The 16,426-nt window shown below is 64.6% G+C and carries 13 protein-coding genes; 8 read left to right on the forward strand and 5 right to left on the reverse strand.

Annotated elements, in window-relative coordinates; all coding sequences use genetic code 11:
• Positions 1-47: 47 nt before the first annotated feature.
• Positions 48-1,028: a LysR substrate-binding domain-containing protein gene (locus ACTHJ1_RS01730; protein WP_440186788.1), complete on the reverse strand. Its 981-nt coding sequence runs from the start codon at positions 1,026-1,028 to the stop codon at positions 48-50.
• A gap of 88 nt (positions 1,029-1,116) precedes the next feature.
• On the opposite strand from ACTHJ1_RS01730, the gene ACTHJ1_RS01735 reads away from it, so the two are divergent.
• The 6 genes from ACTHJ1_RS01735 (at position 1,117) to ACTHJ1_RS01760 (ending at position 8,916) form a co-directional block, all read left to right on the forward strand.
• On the forward strand, positions 1,117-2,949 hold the full coding sequence (locus ACTHJ1_RS01735; protein ID WP_440186790.1) for a gamma-glutamyltransferase family protein: 1,833 nt from the start codon (positions 1,117-1,119) through the stop codon (positions 2,947-2,949).
• An 80-nt stretch (positions 2,950-3,029) separates the two neighbouring features.
• Positions 3,030-4,019 carry a Bug family tripartite tricarboxylate transporter substrate binding protein gene (locus ACTHJ1_RS01740; RefSeq protein WP_440186792.1) on the forward strand — a complete coding sequence of 330 codons (990 nt, stop codon included), beginning with the start codon at positions 3,030-3,032 and terminating at the stop codon, positions 4,017-4,019.
• Positions 4,020-4,024: 5 nt separating this feature from the next.
• A complete protein-coding gene (locus ACTHJ1_RS01745) occupies positions 4,025-4,525 on the forward strand; it encodes a GAF domain-containing protein (protein ID WP_440186794.1) in 501 nt (166 codons plus the stop codon).
• Between the two features lie 38 nt (positions 4,526-4,563).
• A complete protein-coding gene (dnaE, locus tag ACTHJ1_RS01750) occupies positions 4,564-8,061 on the forward strand; it encodes a DNA polymerase III subunit alpha (RefSeq protein ID WP_440186796.1) in 3,498 nt (1,165 codons plus the stop codon).
• A gap of 101 nt (positions 8,062-8,162) precedes the next feature.
• Positions 8,163-8,465 carry a hypothetical protein gene (locus tag ACTHJ1_RS01755; RefSeq protein WP_440186798.1) on the forward strand — a complete coding sequence of 101 codons (303 nt, stop codon included), beginning with the start codon at positions 8,163-8,165 and terminating at the stop codon, positions 8,463-8,465.
• Positions 8,466-8,538: 73 nt separating this feature from the next.
• A complete protein-coding gene (locus ACTHJ1_RS01760) occupies positions 8,539-8,916 on the forward strand; it encodes a DUF4087 domain-containing protein (RefSeq protein ID WP_440186800.1) in 378 nt (125 codons plus the stop codon).
• Here the strand turns inward: ACTHJ1_RS01760 and ACTHJ1_RS01765 are convergent.
• Genes ACTHJ1_RS01765 through ACTHJ1_RS01775 form a run of 3 tightly spaced genes read right to left on the reverse strand, consistent with a single transcriptional unit; the run spans position 8,897 to position 10,903 of the window.
• Complete coding sequence (locus ACTHJ1_RS01765) at positions 8,897-9,163, reverse strand: YkgJ family cysteine cluster protein (protein ID WP_440186802.1); 267 nt, start codon at positions 9,161-9,163, stop codon at positions 8,897-8,899. The two genes, ACTHJ1_RS01760 and ACTHJ1_RS01765, sit on opposite strands and share 20 nt — an antisense overlap.
• A complete protein-coding gene (locus tag ACTHJ1_RS01770; protein ID WP_440186804.1) occupies positions 9,160-9,924 on the reverse strand; it encodes a YdcF family protein in 765 nt (254 codons plus the stop codon). Before ACTHJ1_RS01770 ends, ACTHJ1_RS01765 begins: the two co-directional genes overlap by 4 nt.
• 10 nt (positions 9,925-9,934) lie before the next feature.
• Positions 9,935-10,903 carry a glycosyltransferase family 9 protein gene (locus tag ACTHJ1_RS01775; RefSeq protein ID WP_440186806.1) on the reverse strand — a complete coding sequence of 323 codons (969 nt, stop codon included), beginning with the start codon at positions 10,901-10,903 and terminating at the stop codon, positions 9,935-9,937.
• A 69-nt stretch (positions 10,904-10,972) separates the two neighbouring features.
• On the opposite strand from ACTHJ1_RS01775, the gene msbA reads away from it, so the two are divergent.
• Together msbA and ACTHJ1_RS01785 are read left to right on the forward strand one after the other, a co-directional pair.
• Positions 10,973-12,748, forward strand: a complete 1,776-nt coding sequence (gene msbA, locus ACTHJ1_RS01780; protein ID WP_440186808.1) for a lipid A export permease/ATP-binding protein MsbA — start codon at positions 10,973-10,975, stop codon at positions 12,746-12,748.
• A 233-nt stretch (positions 12,749-12,981) separates the two neighbouring features.
• Positions 12,982-15,939 (forward strand): MHYT domain-containing protein, encoded by a 2,958-nt coding sequence (locus ACTHJ1_RS01785; RefSeq protein WP_440186810.1) that lies wholly within the window; start codon positions 12,982-12,984, stop codon positions 15,937-15,939.
• Between the two features lie 57 nt (positions 15,940-15,996).
• Here the strand turns inward: ACTHJ1_RS01785 and ACTHJ1_RS01790 are convergent.
• Positions 15,997-16,426, reverse strand: a 430-nt coding sequence (locus tag ACTHJ1_RS01790; RefSeq protein WP_440186812.1) for a ribonuclease E/G, incomplete at its 5' end; no start/stop codon positions are given.

The raw sequence follows: 16,426 nt of genomic DNA on the forward strand, positions 1-16,426 counted from the left end.
TAAGCATGGGCGCCGTCGCGCGGCTCGACTTCAGCGCTTGCACAGTGTCAGTTTCGTGATGCCTCCGGCGGACGGCCATCGGCGCAAAGTTCTCGCAATATCTGGGCGAATTGGACTTCGGCCTGCAGAGGCACATCGCGCGCCCTGCGTATCAGGCTCATGGGAGGCAACTCCCAGTCGAACAGCCATGGGGCCATGGCGATGCGTCCGCGGCGTGCCATGTCCTGGGCGATGTCCCGCGGGACGATGGAAACCAGCCTGTCGTCGTCGGCGATGAGTCCCTCGATCACATCCAGCGAATACGTCTCGACCATCGGTTCGGGCGGCTGTACCTGGGCGCGCACGAACATTTCGGTGAGCAGATTGCCGATGGGCGTGGCCGGCGAGGGAAGAATCCAGCGCATCGAGGCCAGCTCGGGCCAGGATGGGCGTTCTTGCGACAGGCGCCGGGCCAGGCGCGGGTGGACGATCAGCGCAGGGCGCTGGGGGTACAGCATGTCGTGCTGGATGCGCCGCGCGTTCGCCCCGCTCGATGCGCGCCCGATCACGCAATCGAGTTCATGCCGCTCCAGCAATTGCAGCAGCTGATCGGTGGTAGCGCGCTGCAAGGTCACGGTCACGCCGTGCCGCTGATGCAAAAGCGCGATGGCGCGCGTGAGCAGCGGTCCGGATACGAAGGGAATCGCGCCTACGTTCAAGTGGGCGCTGTGTCCGGCCCGCAAAGCATCGACTTCACGGCCCCACTGTTCCAGGTCCTGCAGCAGGTGCTGGGCGCGGACCAGCGCCAGGCGGCCCAGCGGCGTCGGGTGCAGCCCATGGCGTGAACGCGTGAAGAGCGGCGCGCCGAAAATCTCCTCCACTTCCGCCAGGGTCTTGGTTGCCGCGGGTTGGCTGATTCCCAACTCGGCTGCCGTGCGTGTCAGCGAGTCATGGTGCTGCAGTGCCTGCAAAAAGGAGAGGTGGCGCGGCTTGAGCCTCGACGCCAGGCGATTGGCCGTGAGTGAGACAGGGTGTTTTTGAATAACCATAAGGTTATTTATATATCAATAAATAGGTAAGTTCAGTTATTTCAAATTCCTATACTGCCTGACTGCGACTCGCTCCCGGAACCCCGTTATGGCTCAATCCGATTTCACTACCCGCCCCGAAATCCGCGGTACTTTCGGCGTGGTTTCGTCGACGCATTGGCTGGCGTCGCAAGTCGCCATGGCCGTGCTGGAGCGCGGCGGCAATGCCTTCGACGCCGCAGTGGCGGGAGGTTTCATGCTGCAGATCGTCGAACCGCATCTGAATGGCCCCGGCGGCGAAGTGCCCATCTTGTTCTGGAGCGAGCGGGAGCGCCGCATGCGGGCTCTGTGCGGTCAGGGTCCGGCGCCAGCGCTCGCTTCGGCGGCCTGGTTCCGCGGCCAGGGCCATTCTCTCGTGCCCGGCATCGGCCTGCTGCCGGCGGTGGTGCCGGGCGCTTTCGGCGCCTGGCTGACGATGCTGCGCGACTATGGCACGTGGGAGTTGCGCGAGGTGCTGCAACCGGCCATCGACTATGCACGCAACGGCTTTCCGCTGGTGCCGCGCATCGTGCAGGCCATCGTGGCCGTACAGGCGCTGTTCCGTTCCGAATGGCCCACGTCCGCCGATGTCTGGCTACCTGGCGGGCGCGTGCCGCATCCCGGCGAGCTTTTCCGCGCGCCCGCCACGGCCGCCACCTACGAGCGCCTGATAAGCCAAGCCAAGGGCGGGAACCGCGAGGCCCGCATCGACGCGGCCATCGATCTCTGGTACCGCGGCTTCGTGGCGCGAGCCATCGACGATTTCTATCGCAACGCCGAGGTGCGCGACTGCACCGGTCAACGCAATGGCGGCCTGCTGCGCTACGACGACATGGCGAACTGGCAAGCCTCCTACGACGAGCCCGTGACGGCGCAATACGGCCGCTATACCTTGGCCAAGTGCGGCGTCTGGTCGCAGGGGCCGGTATTTCTGCAGCAGATTGGCATGCTGCGCCATCAGGACATCGCCGGGTTGCAAGCCGACAGTCCGGAGTTCGTGCACCGGGTGGCCGAGGCGGCCAAGCTGGCGTTTGCCGACCGCCTGGCCTGGTACGGCGATCCCGTGCATGTCGACGTGCCGCTCGATGCGCTGATCAGCGACGAATACGCGCGTCAGCGCGCCGCGCTGATTGGCGCCCGCGCTTCGGCCGAATTGCGGCCGGGCAGTCCGGGCGGTCAGGCGCCGCGCCTGCCCGATCTGTCGGCTGGCGCGCGAGCGCTGGCCCAGGCCGACACGCGCTTCGGCATCGGCGAGCCGACTTTCGCGCCGCTGCCTCCGGCCGAGGAATGGGCCAGCCGGGAACTCTTTGTCGGCGACACCTGCCACATCGACGTAATCGACCGGCATGGCAATATGGTCGCGGCTACGCCGTCGGGCGGCTGGCTGTCGTCCAGTCCCGCCGTACCGGGTCTGGGTTTTGCGATCTCGACCCGCTTGCAGATGAGCTGGCTCGACGAGGGCTTGCCGGGCACGGTGGCGCCCGGCAAGCGTCCCTGCACCACGCTCTCGCCCGGCCTGGCGCTGCGCGACGGCGAGCCTTACATGGCATTCGGCACGCCGGGCGGCGACCAGCAAGATCAATGGACCGTCGCGTTCTTCCTGCGCCACGCCGCCTTGGGCATGAATCTGCAAGAGGCCATTGACGCGCCGTCCTGGCACATCGATCACTTTCCCGGCTCCTTCTGGCCGCGCAGCACGACACTCAATCGCGTGACCGCGGAGTCGCGGTTTTCCGAAGCCGCATTGCAGGCTTTGCGTGCCGCCGGGCACGAGGTCAGGGTGGGGCCGCCATGGTCGGAGGGGCGTATCAGCGTCTGCACGCGCGAATCCGCGGGCGGCGGACTGTTGCTGCGCGCCGCCGCCAATCCGCGCGGCATGCAAAGTTACGCGGTGGGGCGCTGAGTCGGTTCCAGAGCCCGAGCGGCGACATTTTCAAACGACATCCGGCGCGCAAGGCCGGCAAACATCAAGGGGCAATTCTCATGCATAAGCCGTTTTCTTCAAGTTTGAGCCGCTTTGTGGCGGCGTTGGCCGTCGTGGCGGCTGTCCTGCCCGGGGCGGCCAACGCCGCCTGGCCAGACAAGCCCATCACGTTGATCGTGCCTTGGGCTCCGGGCGGTTCGACCGATATTCTGGCCCGGGTGCTGTCCAAGCATCTTTCAAGCTCGTTGGGACAATCTGTCGTGGTGGAGAACCGTTCGGGCGCTGCGGGCAATATCGGTTCGGCCATCGTGGCACGCGCCAAACCCGATGGCTACACGCTGCTGATCGGCTCGATGAGCACCCACACTATGAATCAGGCGCTCTACAAGAACATGCCCTTCGACGGCGTCAAGTCTTTTACGCCCATCGCTGAGCTCGCTCTGGTCACCAACACCATGGTCGTCAATCCTTCGGTGCCGGCCAACAATGTGGCCGAATTCATTGCCTATGCCAAGGCGCATCCAGGCAAAGTGGCATTTGCCTCGGCGGGAACGGGCTCGACCAATTACCTGAGCGCTGCGCTCTTCGAGCAGGCCACCGGCGTCACGATGGAGCACATCCCCTATCGTGGCGGTGCGCCGGCGGTGCTCGACACCGTTGCCGGCCGCACGCAGCTGCTGTTCAGCGCGGGCACACAGACCTTGGCGCCCGTGCACGCGGGCAAGCTCAAGCTGATCGCCGTGACGGAAGCCAAGCGTTCGTCGCTGTTGCCCGATGTGCCCACCGTGGGCGAGACCGTGCCCGGTTACGAGCTGTCGGTCTGGTATGGCGCCTTCGGACCGGCCGGCATGGATCCCAAGCTGGTCGACAAGCTGAACAAGGCGATCAATGCCGTTCTGGCCAAACCCGAGGTGGTCAAGCAAATGGGCGACATCGGGGTGCAAGTTCTCCACACCACGCCGCAGCAGTTTTCCGAGGTTCTCGTGCACGACGAGAAGAAGTACGACAAGCTCATTCGCGACTTGGGCGTGACGGCTGACGACCAATGAATCCGATGCTGCGCGAGACGACTCCTTTTCCTGAACGGGACCGGATTTCCGCGCTTGCCGATGCCTGCGCCGGCGAGGACCCCGTGGCCTTGTTCGCCGCCATAGACGCCTGCGCCCGGCCGGTGCTCGGGCAGACGCTGTGCACGGTGAACCGGTTGGACATCGAACGTCTGGCGCTGGTTCGCTTGTACAGCTCCGATCCCCGATCCTATCCGCCCGGCGGCGGCAAGGACAAGCGCGGTACGGACTGGGGCCGGCATGTCCTGCTGGAGCGGCGGATTTTCGTGGGCGAAGGCATCGAAGCCATCCGCCAGTCGTTCGACGACCATCGGGCTATCGAAGCGCTGGGCCTGAAATCGGTCATCAATGTGCCGCTGGTTGCACGCGGCGTCTGCCTCGGCACGATGAACTTCCTCATGCCGGCGGCCGAAGTCGGCGCGGACAAGATCGCGTGTGCCAGATTGTCGGGGCTGCTTGCTTTACCGGGCATGATGGCTTTGCCGTAGCCCCAAAGGGGAATGCAGGCTGAGTACAATCTCGCCTTATGTCCGACGCCCTTGCTTCCCCCCCGCCTGCCTTCGTGCACCTGCGCGTGCACTCCGAGTTCTCGGTCGTCGACGGGCTGATCCGCATTCCCGATCTGGTCAAGCGCGTGGCCAAGCTGGGTCAGCCCGCGGTGGCGCTCACCGATCTGTCCAATCTCTTCGGCCTGATCAAGTTCTACAAGGCCGCGCGCGGCGCCGGGGTCAAACCGGTGGCGGGCTGCGACGTCTGGCTCGAAAACGAAGACGATCCCGAGAAGCCTTTCCGCATCTTGCTGCTGGTGCGCAACCACCGAGGCTATCTCAATCTCTGCGAACTGCTTACGCAGGCATATCTGCAGAACCAGGCCAAGGGCCGGGCCGAGATCCGCCGCGAATGGCTGCAAGACAAAGAAGGCCTGATCGTGCTGTCCGGCGGCCGCGCGGGCGACGTGGGTCATGCACTCGACGCCGGCAACACCGCCGCGGCCTTGTCTCTGGCGCGCCAATGGGACGCCATGTTCCCCGGCGCCTATTACATCGAACTGCAGCGCGTCGGCCACGACGGCGACGAGGCTTACACCCAGGCCGCCATGCGCCTGGCGGCCCAGGCCGGCCTGCCGGTGGTCGCCACGCATCCGGTCGAATTCCTGGCCCAGGATGAGTTCCAGGCCCACGAAGCGCGCGTCTGCATCGCCGAAGGCGAGGTGCTGGCCAACCCGCGCCGCGTGCGCCGCTTCACGCAAGATCAGTACCTGCTCAGCTCCGAGGACATGGCGCGGCGCTTCGCCGACGTGCCTTCGGCCCTGGCCAACACGATCGAGATCGCGCGCCGCTGCAATCTCACGCTCACGCTGGGCAAGCCGCAGTTGCCCATCTTCCCTACGCCCGAAGGCGTGTCGCTCGACGACTACCTGGTCCAGCTCTCCGAAGAAGGCCTGGAGAAGCGCCTGGCCTTTCTCTTTCCCGACGAGGCCGAGCGGGCGGGCAAGCGCGAGATGTACTACGAGCGCCTGCGTTGGGAATGCAAGATCATCATCGACATGAAGTTCCCCGGGTACTTCCTGATCGTGCAGGACTTCATCAACTGGGGCAAGCAGAACGGCGTGCCGGTGGGGCCGGGCCGGGGGTCGGGCGCCGGTTCGCTGGTCGCCTACGCGCTGGGCATCACCGACCTGGACCCGATCCGCTACGACCTGCTGTTCGAGCGCTTCCTGAATCCGGAGCGGGTATCCATGCCCGACTTCGACATCGACTTCTGCCAGGACAATCGCGAACGCGTCATCGATTACGTCAAGTCCAAGTACGGCCGCGCCGCCGTAAGCCAGATCGCCACCTTCGGCACGCTGGGCGCCAAGGCCGTGGTGCGCGACACCGGCCGCGTGCTGGACATGTCCTACACCTTCTGCGACGGGCTCTCCAAGCTTATTCCCTTCAATCCGGCCGACCCCTGGACGCTGGACCGCACGCTCAAAGACGAACCCGCCTTCAAGGAGCGCTACGAGCAGGAAGAAGAAGTGCGTGGCCTGGTCGACCTGGCCCGGCCTCTCGAAGGCCTGACGCGCAACATCGGCATGCACGCCGGCGGCGTGCTGATCGCGCCGGGCAAGCTTACCGATTTCTGCCCGCTGTACTGCCAGCCGGGGCAGGAGAACAGCGCCGTCTCGCAGTTCGACAAGGACGACGTCGAGGCCGCCGGCCTGGTCAAGTTCGACTTCCTGGGCCTGCGCAACCTCACCATTCTCGATTGGGCCGTGCGCTACGTGCGCCAGTTCAACGAGAGCCAGCGCGACTTCGACATCATGGCGCTGCCGCTGGACGATCCGGCGGCCTACAAGATCCTGTGCGACGCCAACACCACCGCCGTCTTCCAGCTCGAAGGCCGCGGCATGAAGGAGCTGCTCAAGAAGCTCAAGCCCAGCACGTTCGAAGACATCATCGCAGTGCTGGCCCTGTACCGTCCGGGTCCGCTCGAATCGGGCATGGTCGACGATTTCGTCAATCGCAAGCACGGACGCGCCGAGGTGGACTACTTCCACCCCGACCTGGAGAGCACGCTCAAGAGCACCTACGGGGTCATCGTCTACCAAGAGCAGGTGATGCTGATCTCGCAGATCATCGGCGGCTATTCGCTGGGCGGCGCCGATCTGCTGCGCCGGGCCATGGGCAAGAAAAAGCCCGAGGAAATGGCCAAGGAGCGCGTCAAGTTCGAGGAGGGCGCCAAGAACAAGGGCCACGATCCCAACCTGGCGGTCAAGCTCTTTGACCTGATGGAAAAATTCGCCGGCTACGGTTTCAACAAGTCGCATTCGGCCGCCTACGCGCTTATCGCTTACCAGACCGCCTGGCTCAAGGCATACCATCCTGCCGAGTTCATGGCGGCCACGCTGTCGTCCGACATGGACGACACCGACAAGGTGCAGATCTTCGTGCGCGATGCTCAGGCCAACGGCGTCGAGGTGTTGCCGCCGGACGTCAACGCCTCGGGCTACCGCTTCGAGCCGGTGCGTGATGTACAGAGCAAATCAGGCAAGCCGCCGCGCACCATGCGCTACGGCCTGGGCGCCGTCAAAGGCACCGGGCAGGGCGCGGTCGAGGAGATCCTGCGCAGTCGCAAGGCGGACGGCCCTTTTACCAGCCTGGCCGATTTCTGCCGCCGCATCGACAAGCACACCGTCAACCGCCGCACCATCGAAGCCCTGATCCGCGCCGGCGCCTTCGATACCATCGAACCCAATCGCGCCGCGCTGCTGGCTTCGGTGGGCACGGCCATGGAAGCGGCCGAACAAGCCGCGCGCAGCGCCAACCAGGTCTCGCTCTTCGGCGACGACAGCGGCGACGTGGTGGCCGAAGAAGTCGCCAAGGTGGCGCCCTGGGATTTGCGCGCCAAGCTCACCGAAGAAAAGGCGGCGCTGGGATACTACTTCAGCGGCCATCTGTTCGATCACTGGCGCGACGAAGTGCGCCGCATCGTGCCCATGCCGCTGGCCCGCGTCGAGCCGCAGCGCGAACCGCAATGGATGTGCGGGGTGCTCGCCGCCGTGCGGGTCATGATGACCCGCCGCGGAAAAATGGTGTTCGCCACGCTGGACGACGGCTCCGCCCAGATCGAGATCTCCATCTTCAACGAGCTCTACGAAAAGCATCGCAACCGTCTCAACGTGGACCAGCTGCTGGTGATACGCGGCAAGGTCAGCAACGACGACTACTCCGGCGGCATGCGCATCGTGGCCGAGGAACTCTACGACCTGCAGCTGGCCCGCGAAGCCCGCGCGCGCGCCTTGCGGGTGCGCCTGAACGGCCAGGCCGACGCGGCCAAACTGCGCCAGATGCTCAACCCCTTCCGCGCCGAGCCCGAGAACGGCGTTCCCGGCGTGCCGGTGGACATCGTCTATCGCAGCAAGGCCGGCTTCGAATGCACCCTGCGCCTGAGCGAAGATTGGCGCGTGCGCATGGCCGACACCCTGCTGGAAAATCTGGCCGGCTGGGCCAAGCCCGACGGCGTCGAAGTGAGCTACTGAGTCGGGCACAAAAGGTGCGATGCCCCGGCATAGGCCGGCTTCGCGCTCTCGCCCGCATGACTCATTTTATGGACATGCGCAGCAACGAAGGAGGCGTCGATATGTCGCTGAGAGGGGTCATTCTGGGTACGGTGCTGCAGATCATGCTGGCCTACTTCTTCTTCATGCTGGTCGTTTTCTCCGCCGCCGGCATAGCCAACGCAGGCGGGCTGAGCAAGTTTCAGGCTGGCGTCCTCGATTTCTCGATCTATGCGCTTCCGGCAACGTGCCTGGTCAGCGCAGGTATCGTGCTCTGCTTCTACAAAAGCGGCGCCGGACCGTCTTCGTATTGGTGGTATGCCGCTCCGCTCGCTGCCCTGGTGCTGTATTTTGTCTATGCCGTCAACCTGAACGGCGGCGCCTAGCCGTGAAGCGGCCATGCAGGCGGCAAGGCCGCGATCCGGCGCGCACAGATCTTCCGGCTTTTTCGGGGTGCCCATGAATCTACGAAAAATAGCGCTTGCTGCAATATTCGCCGCGTCGCTGGCGGGCACTGCGCAGGCCGGCAGCCCGGCGCAGAAAGCGCAAACCCGCTGCGGCTGGTGGGACAATCCCTCCCCCCAGAATGTGTCGCTGTTCGATCGCCAAGGCGAGTGGGTCGTCGGCGTCCAGGGCGGCCATCAGGCCGACGGCGACTGGCCCGATTTCAAGGATACGCAGTGGGTCGATACGAACGGGCACTACGGATACGGCTGCGCGTGCCTGGACGCCATTCTCGATCCGCGCACGCGCGAGGTCATACGCATCCGTGCCGCCCATGCCCGCCCGCTCAGCGCGTGCCGCCTGGATCCTGCGCTCAAGGGGGTGGCGCCGTGATTTCCTCGACATAGCCCAGCCAGCGCAGCGCCTGCTCCCTGCTGTCGCCGCACATTTCGGGGCTGGGCATGAGCGACCCGCATACGTCCGGCCGCAGCGGGCTGCCGAAGATCTTGCAGCGGTTGTCGTCATCCAGCTGCGCGCACCGCACGCCCGCCGGCTTGCCTTGCGGCATACCCGGGATCGGGCTGGAAATCGAAGGCGCGATGCAGCACGCGCCGCAGCCCTCGCGGCAGGCCGTGCTCATACCCAACCTCGCCACCAATACAGCAGCAAGCCCGCGTATTCCTTGATGATGGAGCGGCTGGCCTCGAAGGCGCGTGCATTGGGCAACCAAGGCGATATCGAACCGTCCGCGGGCAGGATGATCTGTGACGGGGTCGGCACGGCGGTAGCGTTCACGCCTTGCTTGGCGAAGGCCGCCATGGCGCGTGGCATATGCAACGCCGAGGTCACCAGCAGCACATCATGAATGTCGTGCAGTTCCAGCTTGTCCTCGGTGAGCAGGGCGTTTTCGTGCGTCGTGCGGCTGCTGTTTTCGAGGATGAGCGCATCGTCGGGGATGCCGCTCTGGCGCACGCGGTGCGCCATGGCCTTGGCGTCGCTCACGTCGCCCGAAAGCGCACCGCCGGACAGCACGATCTTGGGTGCGCGGCCAGCCTCGTACAGATCGATGGCCATGTCCAGGCGTGACATCGCGGTGTCCTTGTCCAGCGGCAGGAACCAGTTGCTGCGGCCGTGCCCGGTGTTGCCGCCGAGCACCACGATGGCCTCGGCCTTGGGCGCCTCGGTCGGGGTGAGGTGGGGGTAGCGTTGTTCCAGTTCGCCGCCCAGCCAGATGGACGTGATGGGCAGAGACCAGGCCAGCGCCCAAGCCAGCCCGAAAATCGCGGCAACGTTGCCCGCGCGGCGCAGCCTGAGCAGACGCAGCACAACGCCCAGTACCAACAAGGCAATGCACAGATCCAGCGGAATGATCAGGTTGGCCAGCAGACTCGGTAGTTCCATGTCCCTAATCTTAACTTTCGGTCAATAGAGCGTCGACCTGCGATCGGACGGCATTCATTTCAGGCCATGCCAGGTCCGAGCCCAGGCCGTGGGCCTGCGGCGACCATGGGCCGGTGCGGCCGGCCTGGGTTACGCCGAACAGCGTCAACTGACGCGCGCCCACCGCGGCGGCGATGTGCGATACGCCCGAGTCGTTGCAGATCACCAGTTGCGCGCGCGCGGCCAGCGCCGCGTAGGCGCCCAGGCCCAGCGGCGGCAGCAGCGTGGCCGTGGGCGCGTTGGCGCGGGCCTGGTCGGCCTCGGCGGGGGGCGGGCACATGACCACGGCATGCCCGGCGGCTTGCAGCGCGCGCGTCAGCGCATCGAAGTGCGGCCATACCTTGATGCGGCCATGGTGCAGTCCGACCGCCGTGGGGGCGATCAGCACATAGGCGTGCTCCCGCAGGCTCTGTGCCCGCAGCAGGGCCTGCGCCGCCTCGACGTGCAGGCCGGTCAGCGGCAAGTCCAGACTGGGGCCGGGCATCTGCTCGGCGATCGGCAGATTCCAGTGCTGCAGCGCGGTGCGGGCCAGATAGTGCCAGGCCTGCACGGTATGTAGTGTGGGATCGGGCTTGGCGATAGGCCAGCGCAGCAGCAGGCTGCGCCCCTCATCGCGAAAGCCGGCGCAGGCCAGGCCAGCGAGCCGGAAGGTCAGCGCGCTCGAGAGCGAGTCCGGTATCAGCAGGCCGCGCGCACCTCGCCCCTGGCGGTCCAAGGCGCGGCGCGACGCTGCCACCGCGGCCCGGTCTTCGCGCACCCGCCCGCTCAGGGGCACGAAATCGTGCGCGGGCAACCCGGCGAGCAGGTCGCGGGCCCAGGGGCGGGCGCACAGGGTCAGGGGCAGGCCGGCTTTCTGCAGCAGATGCAGGGCGGGCAGGCTCATGCAGACATCGCCCACCCAGTTGGGCAGGCGGACATAGAGACGGGTGATCGCGGCCATGGGCGCCATTGTATGCAAGGGCCGGACGGTACAATCGCCGCTTTGGCCCATACCCCGAGAGACCGCACTTTGACCGCAGCTTCAAGCCAACCGTCCGCCGACACGCGGCCCGTGCAAGGAACGATCTGGAAGCGCATATACAGCCGCGTCGGCACCCAGTGGAAAGCGCTGGTGCTCGCCGTGGTGACGATGGCGGGCGCGGCGGCGACCCAGCCCACGCTTGCCATCATCATGAAGCCCCTGCTCGACGGCGGCTTCTCCGGCGCCAAGCCCTCCTATGTCTGGAGCCTGCCTCTGGCCGTGATCGGTCTGGTGCTGGTGCGCGGCTTGTGCACGTTCTGCAGCGGTTATCTGCTGGCCTGGACGGCCAACAACGTGCTGCGCGACCTGCGGCGCGACATGTTCGACCGACTGCTGCGCCTGCCCGACCGCGACTTCAAGCGCGGCGACACGGGCCTGCTGCTCAACCGCTTCACAGTCGAAACCACCATCGTCGTCAGCTCGGCCACCGAAGTCATCACGGCCCTCGTGCGCGAGGGCCTGACGGTGGTCGCGCTGATCTGCGTGCTGCTCTATATGTCGTGGCCGCTCACGCTGATCATCCTGATCATGCTGCCGATCTCGGTGGTCATCGCCCAGGCCTTCATCCGCCGGCTGCGCCGCATTAGCCGCGAAACCGTCGCCACCAATGCCGAGCTGACCCGCGTGGTCAACGAAGGCATCGAAGGCCAGCGCGTCGTCAAGCTGTTCGACGGCTTCGACATGGAGACCGGCCGCTTTGCCAAGATCAACGCGCGGCTGCGCCGCTTCAATATGCGGGCGGCCATCGCCGATGCGGCCCTCTCGCCCATTGCCCAGATGTGCATCGCCGTGTCGGTCGGCGCCATCATCGCCGTCGCGCTGGGCCAGGCCAACCACGGCAGGTTGACGGTGGGCGCCTTCGCTTCGTTCATGGCGGCCCTGGCGCAGATCTTCGATCCGGTGCGGCGCCTGAGCCGCATCGCGTCCAAGACCCAGCGCATGCTGGTGGCTGCCGAAAATGTCTTCGAACTCATAGACCAGCCCATCGAGAACGACACCGGCACGCAGGCGCTGCCCATGCCCGTGCGCGGCCGTATCGAATTCCGCAGCGTCACGCAGCGCTTTCCCGACGCGGAGCGCGACACCGTCAGCCAGATCTCCTTCACCATCGAGCCGGGTCAGACGGTCGCGCTGGTGGGGCGTTCGGGCAGCGGCAAGACCACCCTGGCCAATATGCTGCCTCGTTTCGTGCTGCCCGATTCGGGCGAAATCCTGATCGACGGCCAGCCCATTTCCGGCCTGACCCTGCGCGATCTGCGCTCGCATCTCTCCCTGGTCAGCCAGGACGTAGTTCTTTTCGACGACACCATCGCCGCCAACGTGGGATACGGCGCAATGGGGCGGGCCAGCGAAGCCCAGGTGCGGGAAGCGCTTGCGGCGGCCAATCTGACCGAGTTCGTGGACAGTCTGCCGCAGGGCATCCATTCGCCGGTGGGCGAAAAGGGCTCCCGCCTGTCGGGCGGCCAGCGGCAGCGGCTGGCCATTGCCCGCGCGCTCATCAAGAATGCACCCATCCTCATCCTGGACGAAGCCACCTCAGCACTGGACAACGAGTCCGAGCGCCAGGTGCAGATCTCGCTCGAGCGCCTGATGCAGGGGCGTTCGACCCTGGTCATCGCTCACCGTCTGTCCACGGTGCAAAATGCCGACCGTATCATCGTGCTGGATGATGGGCGCATTCTCGAGCAGGGCGCCCATGCAGAGCTGCTGGCGCTCGGCGGGATCTACGCCTCGCTCTACAACATGCAGTTCCGTGAAAGCTGAAACGTCGCTTTCGCTGCAAGGTCTCCGGCTGGCTTGAAGGCCTGCGTGCCAGCCGTTCCCCACTTGTTGCGTCCCCTATAGATGGTCCTGCGCGTCCCTGAAAATGCAGAGACATCCTTTAAAAATATGACTATTCAGTCATATAGCTAATTGTGCTTTTTTGATACAGTTGGTTGAATCGGATAACTCCGGCCGAATGTTTGCGCCGCGGACGGGCGGGAGAAATCACGGGCATGACGGAACTACTCCAACATTTTTTCATTACGTCTGACAGCGGCGTTCCCCTGATCGCGGGTTCGTACAGCTGGGGGCTGGTGCTGCTTTCGCTGGCAGTGGCCATGTTCGCCTCGACCATGGCCATGCACACCGTCAAGCTCGCCCGCAATGCCGAACGCGGCATGCCTCGGCAGGTTGCGCTGGGCATCGGCGCCATCTCGCTGGGTGGGGGCATCTGGACGATGCACTTCATCGGCATCATGGCCTTCGAACTGTGCTCGTCGGTGAGCTACGACAGCACGCTGACCCTGCTCTCCAGCATTCCCGGCCTGGCCGCCGCATGGCTTGCCATGTGGATATTGTCGCGGCGCGACCCCGGTTGGCCGCAGATCATCGTTGCCGGTACGCTGGTGGGGGCGGGCATCGGCGCCATGCACTACAGCGGCATGTCGGCCATGCGCTTTTCGGGCGTGCTGCGCTACGACCCATACTACTTCGGTCTTTCCATCGTGGTGGCCGTGGGGTTGTCCATCTTTGCTCTGTGGCTGCGCTACGGCCTGTCGCGTCTTGCCGGAATCAAGCCGACGGTTCGACTGATCATCAGCGGCTGCGTGCTGGGCCTGGCCATCACGTGCATGCATTACGTCGCCATGCTGGCCGCGCGCTTCGTCGGAGAGACGCAGGCGATTGATAACGCGGTCATGCTCAACACCACCTTCGTGGCGTTCGCGCTTTCCATGTTCACGTTCACGGTCACGGTGCTGGTCGCAGCGCTCACCAGCCTCATCAAAATGCGTGGCCTGTACCGTGAGCTGGAAGACGGCGAGACGCGCCTGCGCGCCATCATCGACACGGCAGTGGACGGCATCATCACCATCGACAGCCGCGGCCTGGTCCAGAGCTTCAGCTCCTCGGCCGAGAGACTGTTCGGCTGGAAGGCGGGGGAAGTCGTCGGCCGCAACATCAACATTTTGATGCCCGAGCCTTACAAGTCGCATCATGACGGCTACTTGCACAATTATCTGAGCTCGGGCGTGCCCAAGGTCATCGGCACCGGCCGCGAGATCATGGGGCAACGCAAGGACGGCAGCCTTATGCCGATGCGCCTGGCGGTCGGGCGTGTGAACCTTCCCGACGGGTTGATATTCGTCGGCTTCGTATCGGACATCACCGAGCGGCACAAACTGGAAGCCTCGCTGCGCGAGGCGGCCGAGCGTGCGGAGCGCGCCGCCGCGGCCAAGGGCACATTCCTGGCCAATATGAGCCACGAAATCCGCACGCCGATGAATTCCATCATCGGTTTCACCGAGCTTCTACTCAATGACGGTGGTCTGACCGACGTGCAGCGCAACCACCTGAACATCGTCAGAAATTCCTCGCGCTCGCTGCTGGGGCTGCTCAACGATATTCTCGACACGACTCGTCTAGAGAAGGGCGGCGTGTCGCTCGAATCCATCGATTTCTCGCTCAAGGAGCTCGTTGCCCAGGTCGACAACTCGCTGCGCTTGAGCGCGCAGAACAAAAACCTGGATTTCATCGTCGAATACTCCGAGGACATGCCCGAGTATTTCCGGGGCGATCCGCTGCGCATACAGCAGGTACTGACCAATCTCCTGGGCAACGCCATCAAGTTCACCGAGCGGGGTTGCGTGCGGTTGACGCTGTCTCATGCAGACGGCATGGTGCATATCCATGTAAAGGACACCGGCATCGGCATGTCGCAAGAACAGGTAGCCAAGGTTTTCTCGCCGTTCACTCAGGCCGATGCCTCGATCAGCCGGCGTTTCGGCGGCACCGGCCTGGGTACCACAATTTCCCTTCAGCTTATCGAATTGATGCAGGGCTCCATCCAGGTCGAAAGCACCCTGGGTGCAGGCAGCGTCTTCCACGTGCAATTGCCCTTGTCTGCCGGCAAGAAACCGGAATCGACAAAAGTCGATATATCTCGCATTGCGCTCCCGTCCCTGAACATTCTTGTCGCCGACGACGTTCCGCAGAATCTCAAGCTGGTTGCGCTTGTGCTCGAAGAGAACGGTCACAAGGTCACGACGGCCGCCGACGGTGCGCAGGCCGTCGATATTTTCAAGAAAGGCTATTTTGATCTGGTGCTGATGGACGTCCATATGCCGCAGGTGGACGGGCTGGAGGCTGCGCGGCGCATCCGCAGTTTCGAGAAAGAGATGCCCAGCCGCTCATCCGTGCCGATCATTGCGCTGACCGCCAGCGTCATGGCCGAAGATCAGCGCGCGGCGCGTGCCGCCGGCATGGACGGCTTTGCCGTCAAACCGCTGGATTCGACCCAGCTCATGGCCGAGATCCTGCGGGTGATGCGCAGAGGGCGCGATTCTGCCACGACGGCGCAAGCCGGGCCCGGTCCGTCCGATGCCCTTCTGATCAACTGGAAGAGCGGAGTCGTTCTTTGGGGCAGCGAATCGCGTCTGGCGGACGCCATCGGCAGCTTTCTGGACGATGTGCATCAGCGCTATCCGCTGCCGGATGCCGAGCAGGCCGATGTCGACTGGAGCGCCGTCCAGTACAGCCTGCACAGCATCCGTGGCGCTACGGGCAATCTGGCCATGCCCATGGCCCACGAGCTGGCTGCCAAGCTTGAGAATCTGGTGCGCGATGGCAAGGTCGAAGAGGCGCGAGCTCGATTTTCCGAGCTTCAGGAATTGCTTGTCGCCACTTCGCGCGAGTTGCTCGGCCATGCGGCCTCGGCAACATCCGGCATTCAAGAAGAGAAGCCCGGGCTCTCTGCCGCCGAATTTCCGCAAGCCCTGCAGCGTTTGCTGGAATGCTTTGAGCGCGGCGAACTGCCCGACGATTTGGCGCAGAGCGTGTGCAACACGCTCGAGAAAGGCGACCTCGTCTACGCCAAGGCGCTGAGATCTGCCATCGATTCTTTCGAGTTTTCGAAGGCACAGGCGATTTTGCAGCAAATCATCGCCAACAACGCAGTCAAGGCGGAGGCCTGACGCACGAGCATTTTGCGCATGCGGTGATCTCGTCGCACGACCCGGCCGGTTGCCGGCTCAGATCAACACGATGTCGTATTGCTCTTGCGAATAGCCAGCCTCTACTTCCAGCGAAACCCGTTTACCGACGAAATCGCCCAGCATCGCCAGATGCTGACTTTCTTCCTCCAGGAAAAGATCGACGACATCCTGCGACGCCAGGATGCGGAATTCCTTGGGATTGAACTGCCGGCTCTCGCGCAGGATCTCGCGCAGGATCTCATAGCAGACGGTGCGCGCCGTGCGCACATTGCCTCGCGCCTGACACATGGGGCAGGGCTCGCAGAGCTGATGCGCCAGCGAGTCGCGGGTGCGTTTGCGCGTCATTTCCACCAGGCCGAGCTGGGTGAAGCCGTTGACCGTCATTCGAGTGCGGTCTCGCGACAAGGCTTTTTTCAACTCGGCCAGTACGGTATCGCGATGGCCGGCGTCTTCCATGTCGATGAAG

The sequence above is a fragment of the Bordetella sp. genome (assembly GCF_051960075.1).
GTDB lineage: Bacteria > Pseudomonadota > Gammaproteobacteria > Burkholderiales > Burkholderiaceae_B > Bordetella.